This is a genomic window from Hungatella sp. L36 (genome assembly GCF_014288035.1).
In genome coordinates, this window is record NZ_JACOPC010000009.1 from 255,183 (window position 1) to 270,372 (window position 15,190).

The 15,190-nt window shown below is 50.5% G+C and carries 14 protein-coding genes; 2 read left to right on the forward strand and 12 right to left on the reverse strand.

From position 1 onward, the window contains the following. Positions 1-25 precede the first annotated feature (25 nt). The 11 genes from H8S80_RS21035 to H8S80_RS21085 all read right to left on the reverse strand — a co-directional run bounded on the left by H8S80_RS21035 (position 26) and on the right by H8S80_RS21085 (position 12,241). The gene (locus tag H8S80_RS21035) at positions 26-1,138 is read right to left on the reverse strand and encodes a M24 family metallopeptidase (RefSeq protein WP_117630954.1); all 1,113 of its coding nucleotides are present in this window, start codon (positions 1,136-1,138) and stop codon (positions 26-28) included. Further along, positions 1,119-2,108 (reverse strand): L-glyceraldehyde 3-phosphate reductase, encoded by a 990-nt coding sequence (gene mgrA / locus H8S80_RS21040; RefSeq protein WP_270466844.1) that lies wholly within the window; start codon positions 2,106-2,108, stop codon positions 1,119-1,121. The genes H8S80_RS21035 and mgrA overlap by 20 nt, the downstream gene beginning before the upstream one ends. Continuing rightward, positions 2,108-3,079: a uroporphyrinogen decarboxylase family protein gene (locus tag H8S80_RS21045; RefSeq protein ID WP_002603238.1), complete on the reverse strand. Its 972-nt coding sequence runs from the start codon at positions 3,077-3,079 to the stop codon at positions 2,108-2,110. Before H8S80_RS21045 ends, mgrA begins: the two co-directional genes overlap by 1 nt. A 45-nt stretch (positions 3,080-3,124) precedes the next feature. After that, complete coding sequence (locus H8S80_RS21050) at positions 3,125-4,576, reverse strand: Sapep family Mn(2+)-dependent dipeptidase (protein ID WP_181987889.1); 1,452 nt, start codon at positions 4,574-4,576, stop codon at positions 3,125-3,127. A gap of 28 nt (positions 4,577-4,604) precedes the next feature. Beyond that, a complete protein-coding gene (locus H8S80_RS21055) occupies positions 4,605-5,444 on the reverse strand; it encodes a carbohydrate ABC transporter permease (protein WP_002603236.1) in 840 nt (279 codons plus the stop codon). Then, positions 5,441-6,340 carry a carbohydrate ABC transporter permease gene (locus H8S80_RS21060; RefSeq protein ID WP_002603235.1) on the reverse strand — a complete coding sequence of 300 codons (900 nt, stop codon included), beginning with the start codon at positions 6,338-6,340 and terminating at the stop codon, positions 5,441-5,443. The genes H8S80_RS21055 and H8S80_RS21060 overlap by 4 nt, the downstream gene beginning before the upstream one ends. 69 nt (positions 6,341-6,409) lie before the next feature. Further along, complete coding sequence (locus tag H8S80_RS21065; RefSeq protein WP_117630956.1) at positions 6,410-7,798, reverse strand: ABC transporter substrate-binding protein; 1,389 nt, start codon at positions 7,796-7,798, stop codon at positions 6,410-6,412. Between the two features lie 115 nt (positions 7,799-7,913). Further along, positions 7,914-9,650 carry a sensor histidine kinase gene (locus tag H8S80_RS21070; protein WP_002603233.1) on the reverse strand — a complete coding sequence of 579 codons (1,737 nt, stop codon included), beginning with the start codon at positions 9,648-9,650 and terminating at the stop codon, positions 7,914-7,916. Further along, positions 9,631-10,404, reverse strand: a complete 774-nt coding sequence (locus H8S80_RS21075) for a response regulator transcription factor (protein ID WP_002603232.1) — start codon at positions 10,402-10,404, stop codon at positions 9,631-9,633. Before H8S80_RS21075 ends, H8S80_RS21070 begins: the two co-directional genes overlap by 20 nt. Before the next feature lie 185 nt (positions 10,405-10,589). Next, a complete protein-coding gene (locus H8S80_RS21080; protein WP_002603231.1) occupies positions 10,590-10,934 on the reverse strand; it encodes a GIY-YIG nuclease family protein in 345 nt (114 codons plus the stop codon). A gap of 77 nt (positions 10,935-11,011) precedes the next feature. Further along, positions 11,012-12,241 carry an ROK family protein gene (locus H8S80_RS21085; protein ID WP_002603230.1) on the reverse strand — a complete coding sequence of 410 codons (1,230 nt, stop codon included), beginning with the start codon at positions 12,239-12,241 and terminating at the stop codon, positions 11,012-11,014. 219 nt (positions 12,242-12,460) lie between these two features. Between H8S80_RS21085 and H8S80_RS21090 the strand changes: the two genes are divergently transcribed. Both H8S80_RS21090 and H8S80_RS21095 read left to right on the forward strand, forming a co-directional pair. Next, positions 12,461-12,841, forward strand: coding sequence for a BlaI/MecI/CopY family transcriptional regulator (locus H8S80_RS21090; protein WP_117630957.1), 381 nt, complete (start codon positions 12,461-12,463; stop codon positions 12,839-12,841). Positions 12,842-12,844: 3 nt separating this feature from the next. Further along, a complete protein-coding gene (locus H8S80_RS21095; protein WP_117630958.1) occupies positions 12,845-14,638 on the forward strand; it encodes a BlaR1 family beta-lactam sensor/signal transducer in 1,794 nt (597 codons plus the stop codon). 87 nt (positions 14,639-14,725) lie between these two features. Here H8S80_RS21095 and H8S80_RS21100 read toward each other — a convergent pair whose 3' ends face one another. Continuing rightward, positions 14,726-15,082 carry a hypothetical protein gene (locus tag H8S80_RS21100; RefSeq protein WP_025529922.1) on the reverse strand — a complete coding sequence of 119 codons (357 nt, stop codon included), beginning with the start codon at positions 15,080-15,082 and terminating at the stop codon, positions 14,726-14,728. Positions 15,083-15,190: the final 108 nt, after the last annotated feature.

Consider the following 15,190-nt stretch of genomic DNA (forward strand, 5'->3'; position numbering starts at 1 on the left):
GCACCTTATTGCAAAACACCGCCCGTCACCAGCACACCAGCCACTCATTCCGTGGATAGTCATGGAGAACTTTGGCGCCGTCCGCCGTCATAAATATCTGGTCCTCGATTCGGATTCCGAATTTTCCGGGCAGGTAGATGCCCGGTTCCACGGAGAACGCGAGTCCGGGCTCGATCACACTTTTATCACCGGAAGCAGCGCACGGTTCCTCGTGGGTATCGATTCCGATCCCGTGCCCTGTCCTGTGGGTGAAATACTTCCCGTAGCCGGCTTCAGCGATCACACGTCTCGCCGCGTTGTCAACATCCTCCATCCGTCCGCCCAGGACGGCCGCACCCTGTCCGGCCTCCAGCGCCGCCAGCACGATTCCATACACGGCCTCGAACTCCCGTCTCTTATCGTTCTCTCCGCAGAAATAAAAGGTTCTCGACATATCTGAACAGTATCCCCTGTATTTGCCTCCGAAATCCACCAGAAGACACGCATCTGCTGAAATGATGCCATCTTTTCCCGTATAATGAGGCACCGCCGCATGGGCTCCCGCACAGACAAGGGCTCCTGCCTCTGATATCCCCCGCTGCTCCATCTCCCTGCAAAGGGCATCGGCAAACGCTCCCTCCGTTTTACCAATCCAGCCGCTGCCGGCCTTCATAACCGCCTTTAACGCTTCCGTGCATCTGCTGCAGGCTTCCTCCATGAGGCTCTGTTCCTGTTCATTTTTATATCGTCTCATCCGGCCCAGGATCTCACGATGGAGGACAAAGCGTGTTCGGGCAAATGCTTCCTGCAGCGGAACCAGGAATCCAGCCGGCATTGATGCGCCGATACCTATTTTCCCGTAAGGAAGCCTCTTTTTCTCCAACTGCTCCAGAAGTAAGGAGACCGCATTTTCGCCGTCCTTCCACGTAACCACTTCTGTTTCCGGAATGCCCCATCCGGCCACCTCCTGTCCGTATACGTCGTTGACAAACAGGAAGTCTCTCCCTTCCGCCGGCACCACGTAAACATTCAGACGCTCATCCGACATCATGCATTTTCCCAGCAGATAAACCATATCTGAGGATGGCGTTATGAGGAGCAGGTCAACGCCCTGCTCCTTCATGGCCTCTTTTACTCTCTCATTTACAGATTTCTTCAATTGCCTCCAGCTCCTCCTTTGAAAATTCTGTCCTGTCGATTATTTTTATATTCTCCACAATCTGCTCCGGCCTCGAAGCACCGATTAACACGCTCGTCACGTCACCGTCTCTTAATACCCAGGACAGTGCCATCTGGGCAAGCTTTTGCCCCCTTCCTTCCGCTATTTCATGAAGAGCACGGATCTGGGACAACCGCTTTTCAGTCAGCGCACTCTCCTTTAAGAAACGTCCGTCTCGTCTGATCCGGCTGTCCTCAGGGATTCCATGAAGATACTTCTCAGTCAGCATCCCCTGGGCCAGAGGGCTGAATGCGATAATGCCGCAGCCGTGAGTTTTTGCATACGTCTTTAATCCGTCTGTCTCGATGTGGCGGTCGAATATATTGTAGCTGCTCTGATTGATGATAAACGGACACTTTAAATCTGCCAGTATCGCCATTGCCTCTTTCGTATGCTCCTGATCGTAATTGGAAATGCCCGCATACAGAGCTTTTCCGCTCCTGACGATCTGATCCAGAGCCATCATGGTTTCCACGAGAGGCGTATCCGGGTCCATGCGGTGATGGTAGAAAATATCCACATAGTCCAGCTTCATCCGTTTCAGGCTGGCATCCAGGCTGGAGATCAGGTATTTTCTGCTTCCTCCATCCCCATACGGCCCCGGCCACATATCGTACCCGGCTTTTGTGCTGATTACCAGCTCATCCCGGTATGGATGCAGCTCCTGCTCCATGATTCTGCCGAAATTTTCTTCCGCGCTTCCATACACGGGACCGTAATTATTGGCCAGATCAAAATGGGTAATTCCATGGTCAAATGCAGTGTAACACATTGCCTTCATATTGTCAAAATTATCCCTGCTTCCAAAATTATGCCACAATCCCAGTGATACGGCCGGCAGCTTAAGCCCGCTGCTCCCGCAGTGAAAATACTTCATCTGTCCGTAACGATTTTCGTTTGCCTGATACATCAGATACACCTCCTTGCTGTTTCCAGCACCCATTTGATATGTTCCGGATCGATATCGTCCGGCAGGCTGCAGTCCGGCCCCAATATAAAACCTTTTCTGCCGCCCAGCGCGATGATCCGTCTTGTCTCTTCCTCTATCGCCTCTTTGTCCCCCTTGTAGAGCACTCCGCATCTGCGGTTGTCAAAACCGCCCCACGCCGCTCTTCCTCCGAAGAATTCCCGGATCTGCACCGGATCCAGATGGTCTACATACATGGCCCAGCTGACTAAAGCCGACTCATAATCCTTCCATACCTCCATCCGGTTGGTGGTTCCCGCCTCATCCGCGTCCCAGCCACAGCAGTGGAGAATCGTATAATGCCCGGGCGTATTGGCCTGCGCCAGCACTTTTTTGTCGCTTGGCGTTACCCAGCTGCGGTACTCATCATAGGTGAATCTGGTGATCTCTGCGTTCTGAACACTATAGAATACGCCGTCGCATCCGGCCTCCTCCAGTAATCCCTCCACCAGGCTGCAGACATCCTCCGCTATGATATCACAGGCGTAGCGGACCGCATCCGGATCTTCTCTCATGCATTCCATCATTTTATCCCAGCCCACCTCCAGCCGCAGATAAGACAACGGACAGAACATGGTGTAAAAAATACAGCATTCTCCCTTTAATTCCCTGACAATGGCTTTCGCCCGCTCGACCTGCTCCCGTATAAAGGGGTGATCCTTTCCGATCGGCTTCATCTCGTAAAGCTGCCTGGCGCTCTCCAGGTTTATAAGCGTCTTTTCCGGCCAGCCAAAATATCCGTCACAGGATATTTTTAAGAAGTCCAGATCCATATCCCTGTAAAATTTGATCTGCTCTCTGATAAAAATCTCTCCATGGCTCTGTTCCGGCGGGAAATGCCGCCAGAAACAGCCCGGAACATAGTCCACTTCCTCGTTATTCAGTGCCGCTAATACACGTTCTCTCTTATTCATCACAATTCCTCCTGATTATCCCCGAATCAATGCGTGGGATTTTCTTTAATCCAGTGCAAGCAGGGTGGCAATATAAATGACAACAGCCTCCAAAAGCTGGGAAAAGTCCAGAGACTCGTCAGGCTGGTGACAGTCGCCCGATGCGCCCGGTCTTTTCGGATCCTGATAAATTCTCTTCTTTTCCAATGACATGCCATACGATACGGCGTTCGGCAGTTTTCTGGCATAGGTTCCCCCGCTCATGGTAAACGGCCTGCTGTCCTTTCCTGTTACCGCGCGGTAAGCGCTCATCACCGTTTTCACCGTATCGCTCTCCGGGTCCAGATAATAGGGCTTCTCATCCTTTTTTATGACAGCCTTACAGCCGTAAAGACTGGCCAGACGCACCAGCCGCTCTCCAATCTCTGCCCCCGCAGACCCGGTAATCGGATAACGGTGATCCGACTGCATCCATACGTACTTTTTCGATCCGTCCTCTTGATACCGCGCTATGTTCAGCGCTCCGCAAAGTGCTCCGGAAAGCTCATCCTCACATGCGATTCCAGCACCTTTACCATGGAAATCACCGTTCATCCTGCACAGAAACTGAAACAGCCTTCTGTCTTCTTCCTGAAAGAATTCCAGATCCTGCAGCGCTTCCGTCAGGACATACAGCGCATGGACGCTTCCTTCCGGAAATCCGACATGGCCCCCAATTCCAAGCGCCTCCACCTTCAGACTCTCCGGTTCTTCCTCCACGGTGATCCCATTCTTTCCCACATGCTGCAGGGCCTCCATAAGCCCGGGAACCTTTTTGAGCCGGATGTGTGCTTCTCCCGGAATGGAATTCACACTGCTGCCGGCGGACAGCCCCAGTATCAGGCTGTCCGGCTCCAGCTGTTTTTCATAAGTAAGATTTAAAATCCCCTTTTCCCCATGTCCCAGCGGAAAGGCACAGTCTGCCACCAGCTGAAAGCCGTCCATCTTGTAATGGCTCATAAAGTACTCCATATCCTCCATGCCCCGCTCTTCGCTGCAGCCTGTAAAGAGTACAAAATTATGACGGAGTCCCAGGCGCTCCTCTTCTTCCTTCAGATACCGCAGCGCGTACAGTGCGCCGGCGGCCGGTCCCTTATTGTCCTGGATTCCTCTTCCGATCAGAAAACCGTCTTTCTCGCTCATCTCATAGGCCGGGAAGGTCCAGCCGTCTCCCGCCGCCACTACGTCCAGATGGTTCCAGACAGAGATCGCATTTTCCCCATAGACGTAAGGGCGCAGTCCCATGCCGGCAAAGTGGTATTCATAATTGGTCGCTGTAAGGCCGTATGAGGCAGCGATCGCCATCATTTCCTCCAATACCTTTTTGCATTCCTTCCCATACGGTTTCTCACCGCTGTCCGGTTCGGAGACACTTGGGACAGCCACCAGCCGTCTTAAATCTTCTTTTAATTCCTCTTTATGGCCGTATACCCATTCTCTGATCTTCTCTAATTCCTGTTGATTGAACTTACCCTCCATCGCTCCGCTCCTTAACATGTCTTCTTCGCTACCCCTTCAGTCCAGCCGTGGACACGCCTTCCACAAATGTTTTCTGCGCGACGGCAAACAGGATCAGACAGGGAAGAATCGCCACGACCGACATGGCCATGATCTGATCCCAGGCATTCTTTCCGGCACTGTCCAGCATCAGCCGGAGCCCCAGGGAAATCGGAAACTTCTTCGTACTGTTGATGTATATAAGGGGATTGAAATAATCATTCCAGCTCCATAGTGACTGGAAAATCACGCAGGATACCAGCGCCGGCTTTGCCAGCGGCACGATTAAATAGATCAGGATTCGCAAAGAACCGCAGCCATCCAGCTTTGCCGACTCATCCAGTTCCGTTGGAATTCCCCGTATAAACTGCAGTACCATATAGATTAAAAATGCCGAGCTTCCCAGGGCAGCGGGTACGATAAAAGGCAGGTAGGTATTGAGCCAGCCCATCTTATTGAAAATAAGATATTTGGGAATCATGGTCACAGTACCGGGAAGCATCAGGGTCGACAGCATCATGGCGAACAAAAATCCCTTGAATGGGAAATCAAATCTGGCAAATCCATACCCTACCAAAGTGCTGGATATGACGGTCAGCAGCACGCTGGGGACCACCAGCAGGAACGTATTTTTCATAAAATGTCCCATGCTGTATACGCCTCCGCCCGATTTCCAGCCCTCGATATAGGCATTCAGACTTATATGGGTAGGCAGAAGAGCGGAAGAGCCGAAGATTTCAGCATTCGTTTTAAATGTGGCAAAGAACATCCATACCAGCGGATAAATGAGGACGATTCCCACGGTTATAAGAAACAGATACATCACGCCCCGCCTTATTTTCTTTTTCATCTGGCGCCACCTCCATCGTTGTAAAATACCCATAAGTTGGATGATTTGAAAATCACCAGGGTAACTGTGATCATAATCACAAACAGAATCCATGACAAGGCGCAGGCATACCCCATTTTGTAATACTTAAAGGCTTCATCATACACCTTCAAAATATAAAGATATGTGGACTTCATGGGGCCGCCGTTAGTGATGACAAACGCTCCCGTAAACTCCTGAAATGCGGAGACCAGCTGCATAACCAGATTAAAAAGGATCGTAGGGGTAATCAGGGGGATCGTGACAGACCAGAAGCACCTGACGCTGCCTGCTCCGTCCACTCTGGCCGATTCATAAAGCTCGGCAGGCACATTTTTAAGGGCGGATAAGAATACCACCATAGAAGACCCGAACTGCCAGACTGCCAGCAGACTAAGCGTAAACAGTGCGATCCTGGGGTTACTGAGCCAGCCCACCGGTTTGATGCCGAACCAGGAAAGCATGGTATTGATGGTACCGTTTCCTGAGAACAGGAAGCGCCACAGTACAGCGATTGCCACACTGCCTCCCAGGATCGACGGCAGATAATATACCGTACGGAAGATGCCGATTCCCTTTACCCGCAGATTCAGCAGCATGGCGATAAACAGAGCAAACGCCAGCTTTAGCGGAACCGCTATGGCAACGTAAATGAGTGTAATCTTTAGAGAATGCCAGATTTCTCTGTCCTTCTTAAAAATAGTTATAAAGTTCTCCAATCCGACCCAATTGGGATTCCCCACCATGGCATAATCCGTGAAGGAATAATATAGTGATGCCAGAAACGGATAGAGCTGAAGCGCCAGAAAGCCTATGAGCCATGGCGATATGTAAATAAGCCCCTCAATACGGCTTAAGCTTTTTATTTTTTTGCCCATTGCAATTCTCCTTTCGCCGGTAAAGCCGCTGCCGCACGGTTTGCGTTCTTCCGTGCGGCAGCTTCTTCTTTACTTTTTAATTCTCTGCAGAACCTCTTCCAGAGCAGTAAAAGTCGACTCTACCGCTTCTTCCGGAGTCGCCATCCCATAAGCAACCTTGGAGAATTCGTCGGTAAGGGTATCTCTTAGCTCACTGTTTTGCGACGGACCGTTGTCCCTGGCCTGGACATTGCCGTAAGCTTCATCCAGAGCATCAATAACCGGCTGTCTCAGCACTCCATTTTCCACAGCTGCTTTTTGCTGGGCCTCCGTGGTCGGGACTGCACGGACAGACCCGAGAATCTTAGCCGCTTCCGGATCATTAAGCTGCCAGTTTAAATACGTCAGCGCAGTATCCGGTACCTTAGAAGAATTGCTCAATCCGACCAGATAGGTGGGACGAATCTGGGAAGACCCCTGCTTTGCCCCTTCGCCTATGGTTGGCCAGAGGATCATAGTCGCCTCATCCTTTCCCTCCAGCAAATCATCGACCTTGGTAAACTCACTGTTCCACACCAGGCAGGCAATCTCCTCCCCATTGATCCACTTGGGATTAGGTGTGGAAGAACCGTAATAGAGATCCGCCTCCCCCATAGGCTCGAAAACACCCGATTCATAGGCCTGTTTGATAAGATTATACACATACAGTAAATCTTCTTTGGTAAATGCAATCGTAAAGTCATCATTGATCACCTGACCGCCGGTCCGCTGCTTTATCATCGCCAGCAAAGCATTCAGCACATGTCCATGGTCTGCGGAAAAGAAATAGGCGTCAGGATCCTTCTCATGAAGCTCTTTTCCCAGTTCAATGATCTCTTCCCATGTCAGCTGATGATCTATCTTTAATCCGTATTTTTCAGCAGCCACCGTATTCAGCAGCATACCGGAACACTGAACCCCCATGGGAACAGCCAGCAGCTTCCCGTCAAAAACACAGTACTGGTCCAGGAGTTCTTTACCGATGCTGCTGTAATCCAGAATATCCTGCTGGTAAAGGTCTGTAAAGTAATCTCCTCTGCCGACCCACTCCATCATCCAGGGCGCATCGATATGGAATAAATCCGCCACCGTGCCGCCGGCTAACTGGGTAACTACCTTCTCCTGGTATCCGTCAAAGGCGGAATACTCCGGCTCGATCGTAACCTCCGGATGGAGCTCCTTATAAGCTGCCTGAAGATTCGTATAGGCCTCATGGGTAGCGCTGCCTCCCCACCACTCATACCGGAAAGACACCTCCTGCCCTGCTGCGTCCGTGTTTTCAGCCGACCCTTTCTCTGTGGCTGGCGCTGCCGTATCCCCCGTTGCCGCCGTCGTCGTCGTATCTGCGGCCTTTTCCGGCTGTGCCGCGCTGCATCCGGTAAGCATCACCATTCCGGCTGTCAGACATAACGCTGTAACCCGTTTCCCCCATCGTTTCATTCCTTTTCCTCCTTTTCATTAGCGTTTCATCTTGGAAATGTTCATAAGAAAAGTATAAATAAATCTCTTTTTTTATACAACCTGTCCAAGTCGAGATAACTACATCATCGATTGACTAATTTAAAGAGAACGTATCATTCTTTGCTGTTTCTACCTCATTTCTTGACATTGGTATCACCAGCATAACCACAGTTCCTTCGCCCTTTCTGCTGGTAATCTTCATCTGGCAGCTTTCTCCATATGCAAGCTGCAGCCTTTTATTCGTATTGAATATTCCGATATGGCTGTCACCCAGCCTGCCCTCTTCCAGCCCTTTTCGCAGACGGGTAAGCTTTTCTTTCTCTATACCAGCTCCATTGTCCACCACATGAATATGCAGTTTTTCCCCCTTCACAAATATCTTTATCCGTATTCTGCCTGTTCCGCCCTCTTTTTCCCTGATCCCATGATTCACAGCATTCTCTAAAAGCGGCTGAAGGACAAACTTTACGACGGGAATTGCAAGCACCTCCTCTTCATAGCTCCATTCCACCAGAAATAATTCGCCATACCGCTCCTTTAAGATCTTGATATAGCATTCCGTTACGTGAATCTCCTGCTCCAGGGTGGCCTGCTCTCTTTCATCCAGCGAATAAACCAGAATCTCGGACAGATCTTCCAGCATATCATTGGCCGCCGTGCGCTTTCCCGTCTGTTCCATGATCTTCCAGTTGACGGTTTCCAGCGTATTATACAGAAAATGAGGATTCATCTGTGACTGCATCGCCAGCAGCTCCGTAGCGCGGAGCTTGTATTTCCGCTCCGATAACTGGACCCTTAAGAAATCCTGCTCGATGAAATTCTGTATCATCTGTCTGGTGATGTATGCGAAATAGTCAGAGGACTCTTTTACTTCATATTCGTGAATATCCTTGCCTTCTCTGGCCGCCTCCATCAGCTCCTGAAGCGTCTCAAAATTACGATAGCTGAGGCGGGTGGCCGCATAAGCCAGAAGAATGCCTAAAAACGTAACCAGCAAAATACATACAAAGGTGTATCTGACAATCAGAAGCGGAAGCCTGTAAAATTCAATCTTGGGAATGGCCGACTGGTAAGACCACTGATACCGTTCTGAATCCATGCTATAGACAACAGAATCCTTTCCATGTGCTTCCTCCAGACTGACAGGGCCTGTCTGAAGGAGGACATCTCCGTTCTGGCTGCAGATAAAGACAGACTGGTTGGAAAATACCTTTGCGGAATCCAGCAGTTCTTTCATATACCGTGCATCCAGATTGAGAATGATCACACCGTCGTAGTCCATCATCTGGTATACGGTAATTAAATCCCGGCCTGTGGTTCCCAACCTGCGGCGTTCACTCCAGGTCTTATCTTTATCCTTATGCACCTGATAGCTTTCAAGCCATCCCTCGTCTATCCCAATTCCCAGCATTCCCCCTCTGTTGTTAGACCGGATAAACCGGTTATAGGGGTTGGGATAATAGATATAAATACTGTCTATGTACTGCCTGGCGTTGACCGGGGCATTGATAAACGTTTCTATGGTAGTTAAATCCTGATGCTCCTGGTAGCCGAGGGACTCTGTATTCAATACGTGATAGCATTTATTGATAATCCCCGGGTTAATATCAAAGGCCAGCATCAGGGAATCCAGTTCGCTTAACATCAGCTCCGTACTGTACAGGGTAGACTGCAGAAGCTTCTGGTTCGTCTGATCCAGCTCGGTTTTTAAATAGGAGTATCCCACAGCCGTTCCCACTCCGCCGACTACCGTGATGGAAAGGAGAACCGGGAGAAGGAATTTGATCAGCATATTGTAAAAGTATTTATGCTTATAAAATCTCTGCCTCATGATTTTTTCCTCCATTCGCCTGACTGCCGGTCTGACTGTCGCGGTACTCTCTGGGACTCATTTGACAGAACAGATGGAACGCGCGGGCAAAGTTTTTTTCATTGGTATATCCGACCATCTCGCTGACCTCTCTGATCCGATAACGGGAGTCCTTGAGAAGCCGCTGGGATTCCTTCATCTTCACCTCCATGACGTAATCGGAGAAGTTCTGTCCGCTTTTTTTCTTATACAGCCTGCTTAAATATTGGGCATTCATATTGACGTAATCCGCGGCATCCTCTAAGCTGGCGGTGCGGACATGGGACTCCACATACTTCTTTACCAGGGAGATCACATCCTTTCCCATATTCTCTTCCCGGAACTCTTCACGCTTCCGCTTTTCATCCAGCTTTTCCCTGACATGCCCGAACACTTCCCTGATATCTCCAAATTTGGTTGGTTTTAAAATATAATCCAGGACCCCGTACTGCAGCCCCTTCTTCGCATACTCAAAATCTCTGTGCGCGCTTAAAAACACACATTCCATGTCATACCCCAGCTCCCGGACCCTTGCGACCAGCTCTATGCCATCCATCACCGGCATGCGGATATCGGATAAAAGCACGTCCACCGTATGATTCTCCAGATATGCAAGAGCAGCCTTTCCATTGGCCGCGCTTCCCTCCACGATGAACCCCATTTGATCCCATGGAATATAATTGCACAGTCCATTCAGGGTTGCCCGTTCATCATCTACGATTAATAAACGATACATTTGATATCATACCTCCTCCAATTTTTCTGTTTCCCCCTACTACACCATCATAAACGTTTCTCAAAAAATTCTCAACCTCAAACTCCCGTGCCTGAGATTCCGGGCAAAACAAAAGAGACCCCGCAGTTTAGGGTCTCTTCTAAACAACAACCGGCTCTTTTACCAGTTCTTTTTTACCAGTTCTTTTATTTCCAGATCTTGACAGCCTTCTCATCCGCCTCCAGGCATTCCTCCCGGAGCAGCTCCAGTTCCTCCGTATGGTCCTCGCATGGGTCTTCATACTTCAGCACCTTAATCACCGACTGCTCAAAGCCTTCCTCCCCATACTCCTTCCACAGCTCCTGCAGATGCCGGTTCGGATGGGAAGAGCCCGATAATCTGGCACAGACGCTGTTGAATGCGGTTCTCGTATCTCCCGATATTCCCAGAAATGATTCGCCGGTAGCCCTGCATTTCAAAGAGATCACGCCCATCTCCGGATGGCGGTTTTTGTATTCCATAATAAGCTGTTTTTTGCGTTCTGTATTCATGTTTATCACCTCGTATTCCATTGTACCCCATAAAGCCTGCGGGGACAATCTACGCTCCGTAGACTTTGCGCCATTCGTCAGACGGGCTCGCAGGCACCCACCTGATTCGTTGCTGGGATAAACTGGCCCGGACTGTCGAAAATCCGGTCGATGGCGACGATTGCCGCTCCCGTCAGGATCGGATCGCCCTGATAGGTGCTGATCGACAGCGTCAGCCCCTCCCACACGTCGGCCAGAATGCCTTCCCGCACGGTTTCACGGATCACAGCCTCCATTCGTTCCGGATCCGGTCTCGCCATATCATCCCCGATGATGATGATATCCGGATTGATGACATTGACAATATTGATAATTCCGATTCCAAGGCTCTCGCAGGCGCGCTGGTAGCAGTCCATACAGAACTGGTCGCCTTCGCGGATCCGCCGTTCCACATCTTCAAAATTACATCCTGCCCGGCCCGCCTGGCCGCCGTATACCGCCTTCACTAATTCCAGGGAAGAGGCATACCGCTCCAGACAGCCTTTATTGCCGCAGGCGCAAGGCTTTCCGTTCCGGTCGATGGTCATGTGACCGATCTCCCCCGAGGTTCCCAGAGCACCCTTATAAATCTTTCCGTCCATCACAATTCCCGCGCCGATTCCCTGACCGGCCGCGATATAGACCAGAATATCATCGCGGTAGGCGTCCTTTAAATCCCACATATGGGCATAGGCGCCGGCGTTGGCATTGTGCTCTAAAAACACGGGGATGTCCAGTTCTCTGTCAAAGAATTTCTTTAAATCGACATCCTTCCAGATATCGGCTCCCGTGATCAGAGCGATTCGGTTTTTCTTCGCTATAAACGGCCCTGGCACAGCCATGCCTGCCGCCAGTATGGTATCTTTTCCGTATTTTTTCATCAGAATGCGCATCTCGGCCGCGATCTGATTCAGAATATCTTCCGCATCCGGCTGCTCTTCCGGTTTAAAATCCACTCGCTTCTTCGTTATCTGCGTCCCTGTCAAATCAAACAGGCCGACGCTGTAATGCTTTCTCGCAAGGCGCACGCCGATGACCCGGTAACGGTCCGGATTAATGGATACGCCGATGGAACGGCGGCCCTTGCTTCCATTCAGAAAGCCCACCTCCGTGACGATTCCCCAGTTTAAGAAATCCTTCATAATATTGGTCACGGTCGCCTGCTTCAGCCCTGTCAGGGAAGCCAGATATGCCCTGGAACACATGCCTTCTCTTCTTAAATTTTTTAAAAGGAGAGAACGGTTCATCTCCTGTGTCACGTCCTGGTTAATTCCCCTGTTTTGGACCATGTTGTCTTACCTCGCACCTCTTGTATGATTGGCCGGACAGTCTCCGGCCGGGGCCAGTTTTGCTTCTAACTGTCCGTAGTACCAGCACTAGTATATCATGGTCCTGCCGGATCCGTCAAATAAGAAAACTCGCTCAAATATTTGATCCCGCCCCCTTTACAGCGGCGTTCCGCTCGCGTATAATATGTCTATTACATTTGTAAGAACAGGGAGGTTATCATGAGCAGGCTGCCGCAGATATCAGAAGCCGAATATGAAGTTATGAAAGTCATCTGGAACAAAGCTCCCATAAGCACCAACGAGGTGACGGACTGCCTTTCAGAGGCTACGGAGTGGAGCCCCAAGACGATCCAGACGCTTCTTAAGCGCCTCGTGCAGAAGGGGGCCATTACATATGAAAAGAAAAGCAGGGTCTTTGTATATACCCCGCTGGTAGCAAAGGAAGACTATTTAAGCCAGGAGAGTGAGCATTTTCTTAATCGGTTCTACAATGGAAATCTGACCTCACTGGTGGCAAATTATATGAAGGACGAACGGATCTCCCAGGAGGAACTGGAAGAGCTTCGCGGCCTCCTATCGCATGGCGGGGAAGGAGAATAGCAGATGGCAGAATCTCTGCTTCTTTATCTGCTGCAAAGCAGTGCCGCCATTGCAGTTTCCGGCGGCATCATTATGTTCATACGAAAAGCGTTTGACCGGTACTTGACAGCGGAAACCCGTTACCGCCTGTGGTTTCTTCTCCTGATCCTTGCGGCCGCGCCGTTCCTGGCTGAAGCATTTCCATGGCTGGGCAGGCTGACTTCCCGCCTTGCCGATCTGCGGACGGCCCCGGCCGAGGATTCGTGGCAGGGCGGGGGCCCGGAGGCTGCCGGTAATATTTTTACAGCCACGGGACTGCTCCATGATTTTTCCGTTTCGGTTAGCCGGGAAATGCCTGGTTATCTGGCATTCGCCCTTCTCTCCCTCTGGATTGGAGGAGCGGTCTTACTTGCAGTCCTCACCATTATTTCCGCGGTCCGGGTCAATTTTTTAAAGAAGACTGCCCTTCCCGTTCGGGATGCAGTCCTGCGGGACATATTTGAGGACTGTAAGAGGCAGCTTGGAATCCGGAGGGACATTCCGCTTCGTTCTTCCTCCCGGCTCCGCTCCCCGGTTACGGCGGGAATTGCCGCGCCTTGTGTGCTGCTGCCGGCGTCCCGGCTCTCCGGACTATCGGAAGACGAGATCCGCTGCATTCTGCTGCACGAGCTTTTGCATTACAAGCATAAGGATATCATGAGCGGCGTTCTTTTCCGCCTCCTCCTGATTTTTTACTGGTTCCATCCTCTGGTCTGGCTGGCCTTAAAGGAGATGGACAGCGACCGGGAAATTGCCTGCGATACAGCGGTATTGGCGCTTCTTGGTGAAAAAGCGTCCTGTGATTATGGAAATGCCCTGCTTCATTTTGCAGCCAGTCTCTCCCATCTGACCTTTGGGCAGACAGCCGGCATCGGCGGCAGCCGCAAAGAGATCAGGAAGCGGATTCTGTACATTGCCTCCTACCGCCGGGAAACCGGCAACAGACGGTTAAAGAGCCGGCTGCTGTATCTTTTAACCGCAGCGCTGGTGATCTGTACCACGCCGTCCGCCTCCGCTCTCGCATTTTCCTCAGACCACTATCGTGCGGCTCTGCCCCAGGCGTCTTTAGAAGATTTGAGCAGCTATTTCGAAGACTTTGACGGCAGCTTCGTCCTGTATGACAGTTCCGAAAACCGTTATCTGATATCCAATGAGGACGACGCCCGCACAAGGATTTCGCCAAACTCCACCTACAAGATCTACAGCGCCCTGATGGCCCTCGACGCGGGTATCATCACTGCGAAGGATTCTGCCATGGCCTGGAACGGAGAAGCCTGTCCCTTCGATTCCTGGAACAGGGACCAGAACCTGAACACCGCCATGACGAACTCCGTCAACTGGTATTTTATGAATCTGGACCGCCAGAGCGGCCTGGACTCGATCAAACAGGAGCTTACTGCCCTCTCCTATGGAAATCTGGACTTTTCAGGAGGCCTCTCCCGGTTCTGGCTGGAATCCTCCTTGAAAATATCTCCTCTGGAACAGGTGAAGCTGCTGGCTGCATTATCCAGCCACACGCTGCCGTACTCGGAGCGTGACATGGAGACCGTTAAGGACGCGCTTTTCCTCTCCTCAGACGGCACATCGTCACTGTACGGAAAAACCGGCACCGGCACAGTCGATGGAAAAAACACCAACGGCTGGTTTATCGGCTTCATAGAATCTGAAAACGGCTCCTGTTCCTTTGCGGTCCATATTAACGGAGACGACGGGGCAACCGGTACAAAGGCGGGAGAGATCGCACTGCGTATCCTGAAAGAGAAGCAGCTTTATGGGTAATAAAAATGTCATCAGACGAAACCACTGCGTTCCCGTCAGATGACATTTTCATTGCCTTAAATTTTGAAAAAAACGGCTTAAAACCGCTTATTCGACCGTAACCTTAAACCGACACTTTTCGGCTCCGCTCAAAACCGTTTCGATTATCTCCACCTCTATGTGCTTTTCCGGCATCATATTTTCCAAAACGTATATCATACTCTGTCTGGAGCACTCGCAGAAGGAAGCGTCTTTTCCTCCCGCCAGTGCTTCCTCACATACGCATTTGGGATAACCCATTTCATAAATATGGCCCTTTTCGATTTCTTTTGCAAAGGAATGCTCTGTATCTCCATATTTCTGACAATATGTATCCATATTGAAGCCGCAGTCCTGAAACCACTGCATCTGAACAGGTAATACGGTATCCTTTACACAGTTTATTGCTTTTGTCCTGTAATCCATGATTCTCTCCTCAAATCGAATTTGTAAAATGCACATATCCACTACAGACAAATACGCGCTATGCCTTCACAATTCTATTATATCCGTGTGTATCTGTCAAATTCAGAG